This is a genomic window from Citrobacter sp. Marseille-Q3906 (assembly GCF_916618775.1).
Classification (GTDB): Bacteria; Pseudomonadota; Gammaproteobacteria; order Enterobacterales; family Enterobacteriaceae; genus Citrobacter; species Citrobacter murliniae.
Genome location: NZ_CAKAKA010000002.1, coordinates 2555162 through 2571072 on the forward strand (window position 1 = coordinate 2555162; position 15911 = coordinate 2571072).

Consider the following 15911-nt stretch of genomic DNA (forward strand, 5'->3'; position numbering starts at 1 on the left):
AATCCTTATATTCAGAGGCTTTCAATCAGCAGTTTGCCTTTGCGATACATCATGTGGCGCAGGAACACGACCATTAGCGCCGTAATAACCGCCCCTAATAAGATCCCCGCCATATAGACGCCGAGATTAGTAACCAGAGGCCATGCCCAGATGGCGGATTCAGGGAACCACTGTACCGCGCCCAGCCAGACAGCAGACGTCGAGCCGACAATTGCTCCAACCATATATGAAGGGATCGCCGTAACAGGGCTTTCCAGCGCAAAGGGGATCGCGCCTTCGCTAATGCCCATAAACGCAAGGAACATCGCCGTTTTCCCCTGCGGGTAAAGCTGCGCACTAAACAGTCGTTTACCGGTTAAACGGCGGTCGATAAGCGTTGCCAGCCCAAGACCAATAGGTGGAATGACAATCGCAATAGAGCGTGCAGTCACCGGCAGGACGTGATCGGTGGTAAAGCTAAAGGCAACAAATCCTGCGGCCTTATTGATAGGGCCACCGAGGTCAATTGCAGTCGCTGCGGAGATGCCCATCGCATACATCAGCGTACCTTTCTCTCCCGCGGCCGTCAGCAGAGTACGGATACCACCGTTAATCCAACCTCCGAACGGAGTTATCACGTAATACATCGCCAGCATGACGAAAATCGCGGAGAGAATCGGCAATAAAAAGGTGGTTTTGAACGCCAGCAGAAAATCAGGAAGCTGGATTTTCTGGTTCATCCACTTCACCAGATATCCGGCAACAATCGAGATAATCAGCGCTCCGATAAAGGTCGAAGGTACCGGAGCGGCCGTCGCCCATTGCAGAGTGGTTGGGTCAAAATTCAGCACCTGCGTGGGCTGAGTAGACATCAGCCCGCCGATGAATCCTGCCGGAAACGCCAGCTTACCGCCGATAGAGTTAGCAACGAACGCTGCAAACATGGGTATAGCAAAACCAAACAACACGCCGCCAAAAGACTGTGACAGCCAGGCAAACTTCAGTAATGAAAGATTAAAACCGTCGAACCTTCCACTATTCAGCGCATCCATGATGCCGGTATCAGCAGGAATTTTTAGCCAGCTATAGGCAATCAGTTGAGAGAAAGCGAGGATCACCCCACCCATGATTAACGTGGGTACCATACGCGAAATACCCGACATTACATGCTGCGGGAGTTCGCCCCAAAAGCTATTGCGGGAGGCCTGAGGATTTTTTATTACCGCTGCCGCACCAGATGCGCCAGGCACAACGGTTGCACTGCGTTTTTTAATGGCCATACGTGTTTCCCTTCGACAATTATTGTTGTTCTGCGGCAACCATTTCTTCGATCTCTTTAATGATGCCAGCAGCGTTTTTTATTGCGTCCTGCAAAGTAATTTCGTACACATCGCGTGTTTCAAACCGCTCGTTATCTTCCGGTGTGACGGCAACGGAGTGGATAATTAACGTCGCTTCGGCAATGTCCTGCGCCGTCAGGCGGTTTTGAATGCCATCTGCGCCCTGCGTTTCAATTTTCACTTCGTATCCCGCTTCAACCGCCGCTTCTTCCAGCGCCTGAGCTGCCATAAAGGTGTGAGCCAGCCCCATCGGGCATGCACAGACTGCAATCAGTTTTTTACTCATAACAGACTCCTCGTAATAGTTAACGAGTGAAATTATGGATGCAGGAAAGCAACGACCGTTACCAGATAAATAATGCTTCTACTGGATAAATAATCCCGCAATTCGGAAATGTGACGAGCGTCGGAATGGCTGGCAACAGACGAAAAAAAACCGCGTGATTAGCGCGGTTTCGCAGGGTATAGCAGTGTAGTTACAGAACATGCCCTAAAGTCTGGCGCAAATGCGCACCTGAGCCAAGCAGTCCTGGATTATCATGTACAATCAGATACACCGGAATGTCCTGAACATAGGATTTAAACCGCCCTTTATCTTCAAAGCCGCCGCGAAAACCAGACGCTTTAAAGAACTCGAGGAAGCGCGGCACGATGCCACCGGCAATATAGACACCGCCAAAGGTGCCCAGCGTTAGTGCCAGATCGCCGCCAAATCGCCCCATAATGACGCAAAATAGCGACAGCGCGCGGCGACAGTCGATACAGGAATCGGCCAATGCACGTTCAGTGATATCTTTCGGCTGCAGGTTTTCCGGCAGGCGCCCATCTGACTTCACAATAGCGCGGTACAAATTCACCAGCCCAGGGCCGGACAGCACGCGTTCCGCTGAGACATGACCAATCTCTGCGCGCAGCACTTCCAGAATAATGCCTTCTTCTTCACTATTAGGGGCGAAATCCACATGCCCCCCTTCTCCCGGCAGGCTCACCCAGCGTTTATCCACGTGCACCAGATGCGCAACGCCTAAGCCAGTACCCGCACCATAAACCGCAATAGGTTTCCCTTCGACAGGCTCTGCACCACCAAACTGAATCAAGTGCTCTTTTTTCAACATGGGGATCGCCATCGATACAGCGGTGAAATCGTTGATGATTTCCAGATGACTGAAGCCAAGATTCTTTTTCATTTCAGCAATAGAAAATGCCCAGGTATGGTTGGTCATTGCCACCCAGTCACCGGTGATCGGGCAGGCAATGGCAATACACCCGTCTTCAACGCTAACGCTATGCTCATCCAGGTACACACGCACAACGGCTTCAAGGCTTGGGTAATCCAGCCCGGAATAGGTCTTTGCCTGCGAAATCTCACCACTGGCAATGTCACACAGAGCAAGACGCGCGTTAGTGCCGCCGACATCACCTACTAAAGCATATTTTGTCATTCTTCTACTGCTCCGCTAAAGTCAGAATAAATCTTTAGCACACTGTAAATTCATGGGGGCATAACAACAACGCCCCAAAGGCTGATGCCCGTGGAAAATCGATCCAGGTCACATAATTACTTTATCGTTTCAGCACCATTTGCAGCAATGCCACAAGGCAGGCTGTGCAAACTACCTCTATGACTCTGTTTGAAGGAATAGAAAATGCTCCATCCGCGTGCCAGAACGATGCTGTTATTATCAACCCCCGCGCTGATTATTGGCATCGCCTCCAGTCTGGTGTTGATCGCAGTAATGAAAGTGGCCTCTGTTTTACAGCAATTTTTATGGGAGCGTCTGCCCGTCAGTATTGGCATTGCCAATGACTCTCCGGTTTGGATCATCGGCATGCTTACGCTTACCGGGATAATGGTCGGCTTAGTGATTCGCTACAGCCAGGGTCATGCAGGCCCGGATCCGGCCTGTGAACCACTGATCGGTATGCCAGTATCAACTTCAGCACTGCCGGGCCTGCTGGCCGCACTGATCCTCGGCCTCGCGGGCGGGGTCAGTCTGGGGCCAGAGCATCCGATTATGACCGTGAATATCGCGCTGGCAGTGGCCATTGGCGTTCGGCTGTTTCCCCGTGTTGATAAGCTGGACTGGACCATTCTCGCTTCTGCTGGCACCATTGGCGCGCTGTTTGGCACCCCTGTCGCCGCAGCGCTGGTGTTCTCGCAAACATTGAACAACTCTAACGATGTTCCCTTGTGGGATCGTCTGTTTGCGCCATTGCTGGCCGCAGCAGCGGGATCACTGACAACCAGCCTGTTCTTTCATCCTCATTTTTCGTTGCCCATTGAACACTACTCACAGATGCATCTGACCGATATTTTTAGCGGTGCCATTGTCGCCGCCATTGCTATTGCGGCAGGTATGGTGGCGGTCTGGTGTTTGCCACGTTTGCACCAGTTGATGCATCAATTGAAACACCCGGTGCTGATCCTCGGTGTTGGGGGATTTATCCTCGGCATATTAGGCGTTATTGGTGGGCCACTTACTTTGTTTAAGGGGCTGGATGAAATGCAGCAAATGGCGTTTAGCCAGACTCTGGGTGCCTCAGACTATTTTATGCTCGCGGTGATTAAACTGGCCGCGCTGGTGGTTGCCGCCGCCAGCGGTTTTCGCGGTGGGCGTATTTTCCCGGCGGTATTCGTGGGTGTGGCGCTGGGACTTATGCTACACGCCCATGTTGAAACCGTACCGGCAGCAATCACCGTCTCCTGTGCCATTCTGGGGCTGGTCTTGGTTGTCACACGCGATGCCTGGCTGAGTCTGTTTATGGCCGCAGTGGTGGTGCCAGACACCACCCTGCTGCCGCTGTTGTGTATCGTTATGCTTCCCGCCTGGTTGCTGTTGGCAGGTAAACCGATGATGATCGCCAATCGCCCGGATAAATAGCTATCCGCCGTTACGGGCTTCCAGCGCACGGGTCACCGTGCGCAACAGTTCAGGCAGATCGGCTTTCGGCAACACCACTTCAATCAACGAAAGCCGTTGCGGTGATGCCAGCCGAGCCAGAACTTCCTCCAACTGTACAGCCTGCGCCACGCGCCAGCATTCCGCCTGACATTCCCGACTCAGAGCCTGCGGCACCTGCGTCCAGCTCCAGCCGGCAATATCGTTGTAACGCTGATTCGCCCCGTGAATAGCACGCTCTACGGTATAACCGTCGTTATTGAGCAGTAAAACAACGGGTGACTGACCCTCTCTGAGCATTGACCCCAGTTCCTGAATTGTCAGTTGCGCCGCACCATCACCAATAATCAGGATCACCCGGCGGTCCGGGCAAGCCATTTGTGCACCGAATGTGGCAGGTAAAGCATAGCCAATAGAGCCCCACAACGGTTGTACCAGCACCTCCGCCCCGGAAGGTAACGAGAGCGCCGCAGCACCAAATGCGGCAGTCCCCTGATCTACGAGGATAATGTCGTCAGGTGCCAGATAATGCTGCACCGTATGCCAGAAGTTTTCCTGTGTCAGCGGCCCCTTTTCAACCGGAATACGATTAACAGGAGGACGTTCAGGTGGGAGAGAGAATGACAATTCCAGGCATAATTCTCGTAGCGTGGTGACCGCCTGTTCCATGGGGACGTTAAACCAGCTTGTTCCTACGCGCGAAGCATGAGGCTGGACCTCAATAGTGCGTTCCTGCGGTAGCCGTTGCGTAAAACCGGCAGTCAACGTGTCAACAAACTGAGTGCCAACACAGATGATCGTGTCGGCATCCTCTATCGCCTGGCGTACATAATCATTGCTGGCCCCAGCGCTGTAAGTGCCAACAAACGCCGGATGACGCTCATCAAAAAGCCCTTTGCCCATCAATAGTGTGGCGTGGGCCATCGGCGTTTCCGCCATCCAGCGCTGTAAAACCGGCTGTAAACCAAAACGCAGCGCGAGAAAATCAGCCAGCAGCGCCACCCGCGGACTGTCGATTAACCGTTCGCGGGCCTGAAAACGAAACGCGGCAGCCACGCTGCTTTCCGGTTCGTTCAGGGGAATAATGAGGATATCTTGCGGTGGCGTGGCGGGGTGTTTGGCAATATCAGCAGGTAGCATCAGATAACCTGGTCTGCGCTCGGACAACATTGCCCGCAGAACCCGGTCAATTTCATAGCAGGCGTTTTGTGCATCCAGCACCGCACTGGCAGAGGTAATCGCCTGGTGCATACGGTAAAAATGCTGAAAATCACCGTCACCAAGGGTGTGATGCATCAGTTCCCCACGCCGCTGAGCACTGCTACACGGAGCCCCCACAATATGCAGTACAGGAACATATTCTGCATAGCTTCCGGCTAATCCATTGATTGCGCTTAATTCCCCAACGCCAAAGGTAGTGAGAAGCGCTCCTGCCCCCGCCACCCGGGCATATCCATCCGCAGCATAAGCCGCATTCAATTCGTTCGCGCACCCGACCCAGCGCACGCTGGGATGTTCAATCACATGGTCCAGAAACTGCAAATTATAATCACCCGGCACACCAAAAAGGTGGCCAATTCCACAACCTGCCAGCCTGTCCAGCAGATAATCAGCAACTGAATACGGGGTTTGCATGACAGCTATCCTTCTGACGGTAACCTCATGTTGAGTATCGAAGAACTGTGATACCTGTCCAGAAAACTCGCCGTGAAGGGGGTGGAAAGCTGAATTTACAGTTTCTGCTGTGAAATTTCATTGAGGCCTGACTTGTGTAAACGTATACACTGAAACTCTCACTATCTGGAATGGGGGCTACATGGTTTATCGCGCTGATGAAAATCGCTATCAGACAATGGAGTACCGCCGCTGCGGTCAAAGCGGGTTAAAACTACCGGTTATCTCTCTTGGCCTGTGGCACAATTTTGGTGACACCACGCAAGTCGAGAACAGCCGGAGCCTGTTACAGCGCGCTTTCGATCTGGGGATCACCCATTTTGATCTCGCCAATAACTACGGGCCACCACCAGGCTCGGCTGAGCGAAATTTCGGACGCATTCTGCAGGAAGATTTTTTGCCGTGGCGGGATGAACTCATCATTTCCACCAAAGCAGGCTACACCATGTGGGATGGTCCCTACGGCGACTGGGGTTCGCGTAAATATCTGATAGCCAGCCTCGACCAAAGCCTGAAACGCATGGGTCTGGAATATGTTGATATCTTCTATCACCATCGTCCCGATCCTGAAACACCGCTTACAGAAACCATGAAGGCACTGGATCATATTGTCCGTCAGGGCAAAGCGCTGTATGTCGGGCTGTCTAACTATCCTGCCGACCTTGCCAGACAGGCCATTGAAATCCTCGACGATTTAGGGACTCCATGCCTTATCCACCAGCCCAAATATTCCATGTTTGAACGCTGGGTTGAAGGAGGTTTACTCTCACTGCTGCAGGAGAAAGGAGTTGGCAGTATCGCCTTCTCACCGCTGGCAGGTGGACAATTAACCGATCGCTACCTGAACGGTATTCCTGCGGATTCTCGTGCAGCAAGCGGCAGCCGTTTTCTTAATCCGGACCAAATTACTGCGGAAAAATTAAACAAAGTTCGTTTGTTGAATGAACTGGCTGAGCGGCGAGGACAAAAGCTCTCCCAGATGGCGCTGGCCTGGGTGTTACGGGAAGACAAAGTCACCTCAGTGCTGATTGGTGCCAGCAAACCGGCGCAAATTGAAGACGCTGTCGGCATGCTGGCAAACCGTCATTTCTCACCGGCAGAATGTGCAGAGATTGATGCCATTCTGGGTCGGTTGAAATAAAGACACATTTATTAACAAAAAGTGCTCTCTCTCAGGATTTAAGAGTTAAGGCGATGAAACGGGGCTTTACTGCCCCGTAATATTGCGTTAACAGGCCGGCTACGGCTCGATCGTGAAGGAGAGAAAGAATGTTCAGGTCACTGATTCTGGCGGCAGTCTTAATGGCTTTTGCACCGCTGGCCGCAAACGCTGGCGAAATCACCCTGCTACCGTCGATTAAATTACAAATTGGCGATCGCGACAATTACGGCAACTACTGGGACGGCGGGCGCTGGCGCGACCGGGATTACTGGCACCATAATTATGAGTGGCGCAAAAATCGTTGGTGGCGTCATGACAATGGCTACCATCGTGGCTGGGATAAACGCAAAGCTTACGAGCGCGGTTATCGTGAAGGCTGGAACGATCGTGATGACCATCGTGGTCGCGGGCGAGGCCACAAACACCATCATTAATGTAACAAATCCCCCATCATCCGGGGCAGTATTCACACAAACCATCGATATACATAGGGTTCATGTTTGTACATGGACCCTTTTTGCGTAACACTTTCCTAAACGCTGGATTACGTACAGCCACAATAACCCCCCCAGAGCGTCCTCCATCTTTCCGGTTCATTTCACAAATTCACAAAATCGGAAAAAAAAATTCCGATTAATCGTGTTTTTTTTGAACTTTACGCGATAAACGTTAACATTAATTTAATAATATAAAACCTGGGGTGAGCGCCAATGAAAAAACAAGAAAGACAAAAGGCCATTCGGGTTAAGCTGGTAACCGATAAAAAGGTTTATGTTAGCGAATTAGCAAAGGAATTATCAGTTACGACTCGCACGATCCGTAATGACTTAAATGAGTTAAGTCAGAATACTCTTTTTTCATTATTCCATGGCGGCGCGCAATTAAACAACACACCTGATGAATCTTTATTTGAACAATCTTTCACAAATACAATATTGAACGGGTTCAAAAGCCATAAGGAAATCACAACGATTTCTACCCGTACCAAACAAAATAACTATATTGATGAAAGCATTTACATACTGGGTTCATTTAATATAGATATTGTCTCTGAAACTTCAACGTTCCCTCAGATTGGCCAGACCATACGCGCCTCTGCAACCCATTTTTATGCCGGAGGGAAAGGTACAAACCAGGCGGTTGCTGCAGCCAAAATCAATAACAATGTTCATCTTACTGTTAAATTAGGTACAGATGAGTTTTCGAAAAAAGCAAAAAGATACTTAACGAACACTGAAATTTCATCTTTCTCTTTTTTTGAAAATGAAATGTCCTCCACTGGAATTGCAATGGTTTGGGTTTCAGGTGCCACTGGAGACAATATGATCAGTATCGATCTTGGGGCCAATGAAACATTCACTCAGGAAGATATTTTATTGGATATTGATACCATTCGTAATTGCAAAGTTTTTTTAACCCAACTGGAAAATAATTTTCCTATCACTCGCTTTGCCGTCATGCAGGCAAAACTCGGAAAATCTCTGGTTGTTCTGAATCCCGCACCCTATGTTTCCGAGATCAAAGAAATATTGCATTTAATCGATATTATCACACCGAATAAAATTGAAGCTGAAGCGTTGTCAGGTATCAACATAGTTGATATTTATTCAGCAAAAAATGCCGCCAAAAGCATTCATATCCAGGGCGCAAAATGCGTCATTATCACGTTAGGTAGCGACGGTTGTCTGATCTTTGATGGCAAAACTTATACTCATATTCCGGCCTATAAATCAGCCGTTGTCGATACCAGTGGAGCAGGCGATGCCTTTACCGGGGCACTGGCTGCATGTATTGCAAACGGTAAAGGACTCATCAATGCAGCGCAATATGCTTCTGCGTTTGCATCGTTGAAAGTTGAACGTAAAGGTGCATCAAACATGCCCAGTAATTCGCTCGTTTATCATCGTATGCAGTAACTGTCTAGAGCATTATTCAGCCCCCTACACCTATAGGATAATTTCATGAAAAATAAAATGTTTTATCGTGTGATCGGTGCAACTGTCGGCTTAGCGCTTTCCGCCACCTTCACCGTACCTGCTTTTGCCGCCGATACGCAGACACATAAACCTAAAGTCGCGCTGGTCATGAAATCACTGGCAAATGAGTTTTTCCTGACAATGGAAACAGGAGCAAAAGATTATCAGAAAAAAAACGCCGACAAGTTTGACTTGATTTCTAACGGCATCAAAAACGAAACGGATACGGCAAATCAAATCCAGATCGTAGAGCAAATGATCGTCTCTAAAGCCGATGCTATCATCATTGCGCCATCAGACTCTAAAGCCCTTGTGCCTGTCATTAAAAAAGCGATTGATGCAGGTATCATTGTCATCAACATTGATAATAAATTTGATGACGGTGTACTCAAAGACAAAAATCTCAACATTCCTTTTGTTGGCCCGGATAACCAAAAAGGCGCAAAAGAAATTGGTGATTATTTAGCGAAGCACCTTAAACCAGGCGATCAGGTCGGTATTATTGAAGGCATCCCAACCTCCAGTAACTCTCAGCAACGTACCCTCGGCTTCCAGAACGCAATGGCGCAAGGCGGAATGAAAGTGGTTTCCGTTCAATCTGGTCAATGGGAAATTAACAACGCTAATGCAGTGGCCGCTGCAATGCTGAGTGAATACCCCGATATCAAAGCACTGTTGGCAGATAACGACAATATGGCATTAGGCGCAGTTTCTGCAATTCGCTCTGCCGGGAAAAAAGGCCAGGTTCTGGTGGTTGGTTATGACAATATCGAAGCGATTAAGCCTATGTTAAATGATGGCCGTGTTTTAGCAACCGCAGATCAATTTGCTTCGCAACAAGCCGTATTTGGAATTGATGCCGCACTTGATGCGTTAAAAAATGGCAAAAAACAGAGTGAGCTCTCCAGCAACGTTGAAACGCCAATAAAACTTATCGTTAAACAATAAGTTAATAACCGTAAAACAGTGTGCCGCTGTGGTATTGCAATTATTTGGGTATCAGAGCGGCTTACCGGATAAGGCCAGAATATGAAAAGTGGGCAAGAGATCCTCACAATACAGGGAGTAGGTAAAACCTATAGTGAACCTGTCCTGGTAGATGTGACGCTAGCATTATATCCAGGAAAAGTATTGGCCCTGACGGGAGAAAACGGTGCCGGGAAAAGTACATTATCAAAAATTATTGGCGGACTAACTAGCGCAACTACCGGGCAGATGATTTATCAGGGTCAACCTTACGCCCCCGCTACCCGAAAAGAAGCAGAAAAGTTGGGTGTTCGCATGGTTATGCAAGAACTCAATTTGTTGCCTACATTGTCGGTCGCGGAAAACCTGTTTCTCGAACAACTTCCCCATCGGTTCGGCTGGATCGATCGGAAAAAGTTAACAGAAATGGCTCGCCCGGTGATGGCAATGGTTGGACTTCAATCTGTCGATCCTAATACGCTGGTAGGTGAATTGGGTATTGGTCATCAACAGATGATCGAAATCGCACGAAACTTAATTGGTGAAAGTCGGGTGCTTATTCTGGATGAACCGACGGCCATGCTCAGTAGTCGTGAAGTTGAACTCCTGTTTAAACAGATAGCGCTGTTTAAAGCCCGTGGGGTTTCAATCATTTATATTTCTCACCGTCTCGATGAGTTAGCGATAATTGCTGACGATATTGCCGTACTCCGAGATGGCCATTTGGTTTGCGTGGACGATATCAAACGTTATACCAGCGATCAGCTTGTTTCGCTGATGGTCGGGCGCGACTTAGAAAGTTCATTTGATTTAAGTGGACGTCAGGCAGGTCATCCCATCCTGAAAGTGGAAAATTTTAAGCGTGGGAAAATCATTCGGGATACGTCATTTACATTGTACAGCGGTGAGGTGTTAGGGATCAGCGGTCTGGTCGGCTCCGGCAGAACAGAGCTTCTGCGTGCTATTTTCGGCGCTGATAAAATCGACAGTGGCACCTTGCTGATTGGCTCCCCATTAAAGCCCGTAGCGATCCGTTCTCCTGCTGAGGCTATTCGACACGGTATCGCATTAGTCACGGAAGATCGTAAAGGTGAAGGGCTTTTATTACCCCAGTCGGTTGCAGCAAATATTTCATTGGGCAACAGCGACAAAATAAGTCATCTGTCGGTCGTTAACGCATTGAGTGAAACCACGTTAGCAAATAAACACATCAAAAGTTTAGCTGTTCGTACAACAAACACAGCACAGGCAGTGGAGAGTTTATCGGGCGGCAACCAGCAAAAAGTTTTGATTAGCCGATGGCTGGAACGAGACTGCGAAGTTGTCCTATTTGATGAGCCCACTCGCGGTATTGATGTCGGCGCTAAACAGGATATTTACCAGTTGCTGAATACGTTGACGTCTAAGGGAAAAGGCGTTGTTGTCGTTTCCAGTGATCTGCGCGAACTCATGCTCGTTTGCGATCGTATTGCGGTAATTTCCGATGGCAAGTTAGTGAACACATTTACGCGTGATGACTGGAGCCAGGATCGCATTTTAGCGGCAGCATTTTCTGCATATCAACATGCAGAAAATACCGTCAGCGAGTAGCCGGGGATAAAAAATGAAAAACAACTTTGCGACAAAACAAGCAGCAGCAGAGAAAGGTAAGGCCCAGACGTCATGGAAAGGATTAAGTAGCTACATCGGGCTGCTCGGAGCATTATTGGCGATGATAGTCCTGTTTTCATGCCTCAGTACACATTTTCTGAGTATGAATACCTTTAGTACTATTGCGAATCAGATCCCCGATTTAATCGTCATGTCGGTAGGGATGACGTTTATCTTAATTATTGCCGGTATCGACCTTTCGGTTGGCTCGTTGCTGGCTCTTGCCGCAGCGGTAGTCAGCGTCACCTATTTAAATTTCCAATGGTCGCCATGGCTGGCCGCGCTTTCTGGCATAGCACTCGCTACATTAGTTGGAGCACTGACGGGACTGATTACCGTTGCCTGGCGTATTCCAGCCTTTATCGTCTCACTGGGCGTACTGGAAATGGCCCGCGGGGCGGCATACCAGTTAACTGACTCCCGAACTGCCTATATCGGTTCTATTTATGATTATTTAGCCGACCCGATTCTCTTTGGCGTCTCCCCTTCTTTTATTATCGCGATCGTCGTCATTATTGTCGGACATTTGGTACTGACCCGAACCGTTTTTGGCCGCCATTTAATTGGCATTGGTACCAATGAAGAAGCTGTCCGGTTATCAGGCATCAATCCCGGGCCCTACAAGATCGCAGTCTTTGCCCTGATGGGTGGATTATCTGGTCTGGCATCACTCTTTCAGGTGGCCCGTCTCGAGGCGGCAGACCCGAATAGTGGCGTGGGGATGGAGCTACAGGTTATTGCTGCTGTCGTGATTGGAGGCACGAGTCTGATGGGGGGACGCGGCTCGATTATCTGTACTTTTCTTGGCGCGTTGATTATTTCCGTACTGGCAGCAGGGCTGGCGCAAGTTGGCGCCAGCGAGCCCACAAAACGTTTTATCACAGGAGCCGTTATTATCGTTGCAGTGGTACTTGATACCTATCGTAGCCATTTAAATAAAAAATAAGCGAGATGGTTACCCGGCGCGACCGGGTAACCGAAGGAAATGATAACCGCTACAATCCGATCGCGGTCCCTATCAGCAGCCAGATATTCAGTGCCACAACCAGCAGCACAATCACCCAGCCAACCTGTTTTACCCAACGGCGGTTAACCAAATCGCCCATCAGTTTACTGTCGCTGGTAAATATCAGCAGCGGCACCAGAGCCAGTGCAATCCCAAAACTGAGCAATACCTGGCTCATCACCAGAATACGGGTAGGATCAAGTCCCATCAGGATAACGATAAACGACGGCATCATGGTGACGGTGCGGCGTACCCAAAGCGGAATGTGAAAGCGAATAAACCCTTGCATCACAACTTGTCCCGCCAGTGTTCCGACAACCGTAGAGGAAAGCCCAGCAGCCACCAGACTCAAACCAAAGACCGTCGCCGCAGCGTGACTCAACAACGGTTCAAGCGTCAGGTAGGCCTGATCGAGGTCAGCAATACCGGTATGCCCGCTAAAGTGAAATGCCGCTGCCGCCGTCGCCATCATCGCCAGATTCACAAATCCGGCAATTGTCATGGCGATAGCCACATCCCATTTGGTTGCCGTGTATCGCTGCTGGCGTGTCCCACCATGCAGATGCTGGGTTAAGGATGAGTGCAGATAAATAACGTGCGGCATAATGGTGGCGCCGAGCACACCGGCCGCCAGAAATACCGCTTCAGAATTGGGCAGGCTGGGGATAATCATTCCCTTACTCAGCTGTGCCAGGTTCGGCTGAGAAAAAACCAGTTCTACAATGTAAGCCGCAGCAACGAACAATAATAATCCGCCAATCACTTTCTCCAGCGGCTTTTGCCCACGACGTTGCAGCATCAGGATCAAAAAAGTCGCAATCCCAGTAAGCACAGCCCCCTGCAACAGAGAAACACCAAGGATCAGCTTGAAGCCAATTGCAGCCCCAATAAATTCGGCCAGGTCTGTCGCCATGGCGATAATTTCAGCCTGCACCCAGTAGAACCAGACCACGGGGCGCGGATAATGATCGCGAATTTGCTCCGCCAGATTTTTGCCAGTGGCAATGCCCAGCTTAGCTGATAGCACCTGAATCAACATTGCCATCAGGTTTGCCCAGACAACGACCCACAGCAGTTTATAGCCAAAGCTGGCACCTGCCTGGATATTCGTAGCAAAGTTACCCGGGTCGATATACCCGATAGCCGCGATGAACGCAGGTCCCATTAATGCGAGCTTCAACTTGCGCGCTGCCCGTCCACTGCTACTCTCAACGCGATCGTTCGTCATTTTAGTGCCTCAGAAACATAGCCTTTGCTATGTTTTAAGCTACGCTTATTGAGAATGATTATCAAATTCATTTTGATGGGTTGAATTGATTTCTCTGATAGCGTTGGTCTATGGGTTGATAAGAAATCTGGAAATACCGGCGAGATGTTTAATTATTGTTATGAGATTAGCACAATGACATAACTTTTCACTTCCATACTAAACATAACGGAAGTGTATCGCGGATCACTAATTTTGAATCTCGTCACAGGTCCTTATTATAGTGTGTGTTTGATCTCGTTTTCTTTGGTGTTGTTACATAGAATGTGCACGGAAACTAAACCTGCCTCATATTTGGAGCAAATATGGACCGCGTTCTTCATTTTGTCCTGGCCCTTGCCGTCGTTGCGGTACTCGCACTGCTGGCAAGCAGTGACCGTAAAAAAATCCGCATTCGTTATGTTATTCAATTGCTTGTTATCGAAGTGTTACTGGCATGGTTCTTCCTGAACTCTGATGTCGGCCTGGGCTTCGTGAGAGGCTTCTCCGAAATGTTTGAAAAACTGCTCGGATTCGCTAATGAAGGGACAAACTTTGTCTTTGGCAATATGAACGACAAAGGTCTGGCATTCTTCTTCCTGAAAGTGCTTTGCCCGATCGTCTTCATTTCCGCCTTGATCGGTATTTTGCAGCATATCCGTGTTCTGCCAGTTATCATCCGCGCTATTGGTTTCCTGTTATCCAAAGTGAACGGTATGGGCAAGCTGGAATCCTTCAACGCCGTCAGCTCCCTGATCCTGGGTCAGTCTGAAAACTTTATTGCCTATAAAGATATCCTGGGCAAAATGTCACGCAACCGCATGTACACCATGGCTGCAACGGCGATGTCTACCGTTTCCATGTCTATCGTGGGCGCGTACATGACCATGCTGGAACCGAAATACGTCGTTGCGGCGCTGGTTCTGAACATGTTCAGCACCTTTATCGTACTGTCGCTGATCAACCCTTACCGTGTTGATGCCAGTGAAGAAGATATCCAGATGTCCAACCTGCACGAAGGGCAGAGCTTCTTCGAAATGCTGGGGGAATACATTCTGGCGGGCTTCAAAGTGGCGATTATCGTTGCAGCAATGCTGATTGGTTTCATCGCGCTGATTGCAGCTCTGAACGCCCTGTTCGCCACCGTTACCGGTTGGTTTGGCTACAGCATCTCCTTCCAGGGTATCCTGGGCTACATCTTCTACCCTATCGCATGGGTAATGGGTGTTCCGTCCAGCGAAGCACTGCAGGTAGGTAGTATCATGGCGACTAAACTGGTTTCTAACGAATTCGTTGCGATGATGGACCTGCAGAAAATCGCTTCAACGCTCTCTCCGCGCGCTGAAGGCATCCTCTCTGTGTTCCTGGTATCCTTCGCTAACTTCTCTTCAATCGGTATTATCGCAGGCGCAATCAAAGGCCTGAACGAAGAGCAAGGCAACGTGGTCTCTCGCTTTGGTCTGAAACTGGTATACGGCTCCACGCTGGTGAGCGTACTGTCCGCTTCCATCGCAGCACTGGTGCTGTAAAACAGCCACGCAGTGACAAAGCCGGGGAGATTCTCCCCGGCTTTTTTATGCCTGTTACTCAGCAATCTGAATGGAAAAAAGAGAAATCGGGCTGGAAGTAGAAACAAAAAACCCCCGCTTTTCAGCGAGGGTTTCAATTTTGGTGGAGCTAAGCGGGATCGAACCGCTGACCTCCTGCATGCCATGCAGGCGCTCTCCCAGCTGAGCTATAGCCCCACGATGCTTTTACGTACCAAACTTATTGGGATTAAATTTGGTGGAGCTAAGCGGGATCGAACCGCTGACCTCTTGCATGCCATGCAAGCGCTCTCCCAGCTGAGCTATAGCCCCGTCACGTAAAGCTTGTCGAGTTGACGGGCGGCATCATATGAATTCCCTTCGCATGTGTCAACGGCAAAATCAATTCACAGAATTCAATCGCTGAAAAAGCAGTCAAATGAAGAACATTGCGCAACAACTCGCATTCAGTAGTTAAACGCGTCA

The 15911-nt window shown here is 49.4% G+C and carries 13 protein-coding genes and 2 tRNA genes; 8 read left to right on the forward strand and 7 right to left on the reverse strand.

The window, feature by feature from the left end; translation table 11 throughout:
- Positions 1 to 11 precede the first annotated feature (11 nt).
- The 3 genes from LG384_RS16435 to glk all read right to left on the reverse strand — a co-directional run bounded on the left by LG384_RS16435 (position 12) and on the right by glk (position 2761).
- Positions 12 to 1259 carry a PTS fructose transporter subunit IIC gene (locus LG384_RS16435; RefSeq protein ID WP_225761240.1) on the reverse strand — a complete coding sequence of 416 codons (1248 nt, stop codon included), beginning with the start codon at positions 1257 to 1259 and terminating at the stop codon, positions 12 to 14.
- Between the two features lie 19 nt (positions 1260 to 1278).
- Positions 1279 to 1605 (reverse strand): PTS fructose transporter subunit IIB, encoded by a 327-nt coding sequence (locus LG384_RS16440; RefSeq protein WP_045445832.1) that lies wholly within the window; start codon positions 1603 to 1605, stop codon positions 1279 to 1281.
- Between the two features lie 190 nt (positions 1606 to 1795).
- Positions 1796 to 2761, reverse strand: coding sequence for a glucokinase (glk, locus tag LG384_RS16445; RefSeq protein ID WP_045445835.1), 966 nt, complete (start codon positions 2759 to 2761; stop codon positions 1796 to 1798).
- Positions 2762 to 2965: 204 nt separating this feature from the next.
- Between glk and LG384_RS16450 the strand changes: the two genes are divergently transcribed.
- A complete protein-coding gene (locus tag LG384_RS16450; protein ID WP_045445838.1) occupies positions 2966 to 4201 on the forward strand; it encodes an ion channel protein in 1236 nt (411 codons plus the stop codon).
- Here the strand turns inward: LG384_RS16450 and LG384_RS16455 are convergent, their stop codons facing one another.
- A complete protein-coding gene (locus LG384_RS16455; RefSeq protein WP_225761241.1) occupies positions 4202 to 5854 on the reverse strand; it encodes an alpha-keto acid decarboxylase family protein in 1653 nt (550 codons plus the stop codon).
- Positions 5855 to 6035: 181 nt separating this feature from the next.
- On the opposite strand from LG384_RS16455, the gene mgrA reads away from it, so the two are divergent.
- The 6 genes from mgrA (at position 6036) to LG384_RS16485 (ending at position 12593) form a co-directional block, all read left to right on the forward strand.
- Positions 6036 to 7034: an L-glyceraldehyde 3-phosphate reductase gene (gene mgrA / locus LG384_RS16460; protein WP_225761242.1), complete on the forward strand. Its 999-nt coding sequence runs from the start codon at positions 6036 to 6038 to the stop codon at positions 7032 to 7034.
- A 128-nt stretch (positions 7035 to 7162) separates the two neighbouring features.
- Complete coding sequence (gene ypeC, locus LG384_RS16465) at positions 7163 to 7489, forward strand: DUF2502 domain-containing protein YpeC (RefSeq protein WP_045445847.1); 327 nt, start codon at positions 7163 to 7165, stop codon at positions 7487 to 7489.
- Between the two features lie 276 nt (positions 7490 to 7765).
- Positions 7766 to 8971, forward strand: coding sequence for a PfkB family carbohydrate kinase (locus tag LG384_RS16470; RefSeq protein ID WP_045445849.1), 1206 nt, complete (start codon positions 7766 to 7768; stop codon positions 8969 to 8971).
- A 57-nt stretch (positions 8972 to 9028) separates the two neighbouring features.
- A complete protein-coding gene (locus tag LG384_RS16475; RefSeq protein WP_225761314.1) occupies positions 9029 to 9979 on the forward strand; it encodes a sugar ABC transporter substrate-binding protein in 951 nt (316 codons plus the stop codon).
- Positions 9980 to 10060: 81 nt separating this feature from the next.
- Complete coding sequence (locus tag LG384_RS16480; RefSeq protein WP_225761243.1) at positions 10061 to 11587, forward strand: sugar ABC transporter ATP-binding protein; 1527 nt, start codon at positions 10061 to 10063, stop codon at positions 11585 to 11587.
- A gap of 13 nt (positions 11588 to 11600) precedes the next feature.
- Positions 11601 to 12593 carry an ABC transporter permease gene (locus tag LG384_RS16485; protein WP_045445858.1) on the forward strand — a complete coding sequence of 331 codons (993 nt, stop codon included), beginning with the start codon at positions 11601 to 11603 and terminating at the stop codon, positions 12591 to 12593.
- Between the two features lie 49 nt (positions 12594 to 12642).
- Here LG384_RS16485 and LG384_RS16490 read toward each other — a convergent pair whose 3' ends face one another.
- On the reverse strand, positions 12643 to 13881 hold the full coding sequence (locus tag LG384_RS16490) for an Nramp family divalent metal transporter (RefSeq protein ID WP_048220863.1): 1239 nt from the start codon (positions 13879 to 13881) through the stop codon (positions 12643 to 12645).
- A 344-nt stretch (positions 13882 to 14225) separates the two neighbouring features.
- On the opposite strand from LG384_RS16490, the gene nupC reads away from it, so the two are divergent.
- Entirely contained in the window at positions 14226 to 15428 is a 1203-nt protein-coding gene (nupC, locus tag LG384_RS16495) for a nucleoside permease NupC (RefSeq protein ID WP_045445864.1), read from the forward strand.
- A 140-nt stretch (positions 15429 to 15568) separates the two neighbouring features.
- On the opposite strand, the gene LG384_RS16500 is transcribed toward nupC, so the two are convergent.
- Both LG384_RS16500 and LG384_RS16505 read right to left on the reverse strand, forming a co-directional pair.
- Positions 15569 to 15644, reverse strand: a tRNA-Ala gene (locus tag LG384_RS16500).
- Positions 15645 to 15682: 38 nt separating this feature from the next.
- A tRNA-Ala gene (locus LG384_RS16505) sits at positions 15683 to 15758 on the reverse strand.
- Positions 15759 to 15911: the final 153 nt, after the last annotated feature.

What these genes read in the sequence shown, in the direction of transcription:
- LG384_RS16435 (WP_225761240.1), bottom strand. Translation starts at nt 1,259, where the DNA reads ATGGCCATTAAAAAACGCAGTGCAACCGTTGTGCCTGGCGCATCTGGT.
- LG384_RS16440 (WP_045445832.1), bottom strand. Translation starts at nt 1,605, where the DNA reads ATGAGTAAAAAACTGATTGCAGTCTGTGCATGCCCGATGGGGCTGGCT.
- glk (WP_045445835.1), bottom strand. Translation starts at nt 2,761, where the DNA reads ATGACAAAATATGCTTTAGTAGGTGATGTCGGCGGCACTAACGCGCGT.
- LG384_RS16450 (WP_045445838.1), top strand. Translation starts at nt 2,966, where the DNA reads ATGCTCCATCCGCGTGCCAGAACGATGCTGTTATTATCAACCCCCGCG.
- LG384_RS16455 (WP_225761241.1), bottom strand. Translation starts at nt 5,854, where the DNA reads ATGCAAACCCCGTATTCAGTTGCTGATTATCTGCTGGACAGGCTGGCA.
- mgrA (WP_225761242.1), top strand. Translation starts at nt 6,036, where the DNA reads ATGGTTTATCGCGCTGATGAAAATCGCTATCAGACAATGGAGTACCGC.
- ypeC (WP_045445847.1), top strand. Translation starts at nt 7,163, where the DNA reads ATGTTCAGGTCACTGATTCTGGCGGCAGTCTTAATGGCTTTTGCACCG.
- LG384_RS16470 (WP_045445849.1), top strand. Translation starts at nt 7,766, where the DNA reads ATGAAAAAACAAGAAAGACAAAAGGCCATTCGGGTTAAGCTGGTAACC.
- LG384_RS16475 (WP_225761314.1), top strand. Translation starts at nt 9,029, where the DNA reads ATGTTTTATCGTGTGATCGGTGCAACTGTCGGCTTAGCGCTTTCCGCC.
- LG384_RS16480 (WP_225761243.1), top strand. Translation starts at nt 10,061, where the DNA reads ATGAAAAGTGGGCAAGAGATCCTCACAATACAGGGAGTAGGTAAAACC.
- LG384_RS16485 (WP_045445858.1), top strand. Translation starts at nt 11,601, where the DNA reads ATGAAAAACAACTTTGCGACAAAACAAGCAGCAGCAGAGAAAGGTAAG.
- LG384_RS16490 (WP_048220863.1), bottom strand. Translation starts at nt 13,881, where the DNA reads ATGACGAACGATCGCGTTGAGAGTAGCAGTGGACGGGCAGCGCGCAAG.
- nupC (WP_045445864.1), top strand. Translation starts at nt 14,226, where the DNA reads ATGGACCGCGTTCTTCATTTTGTCCTGGCCCTTGCCGTCGTTGCGGTA.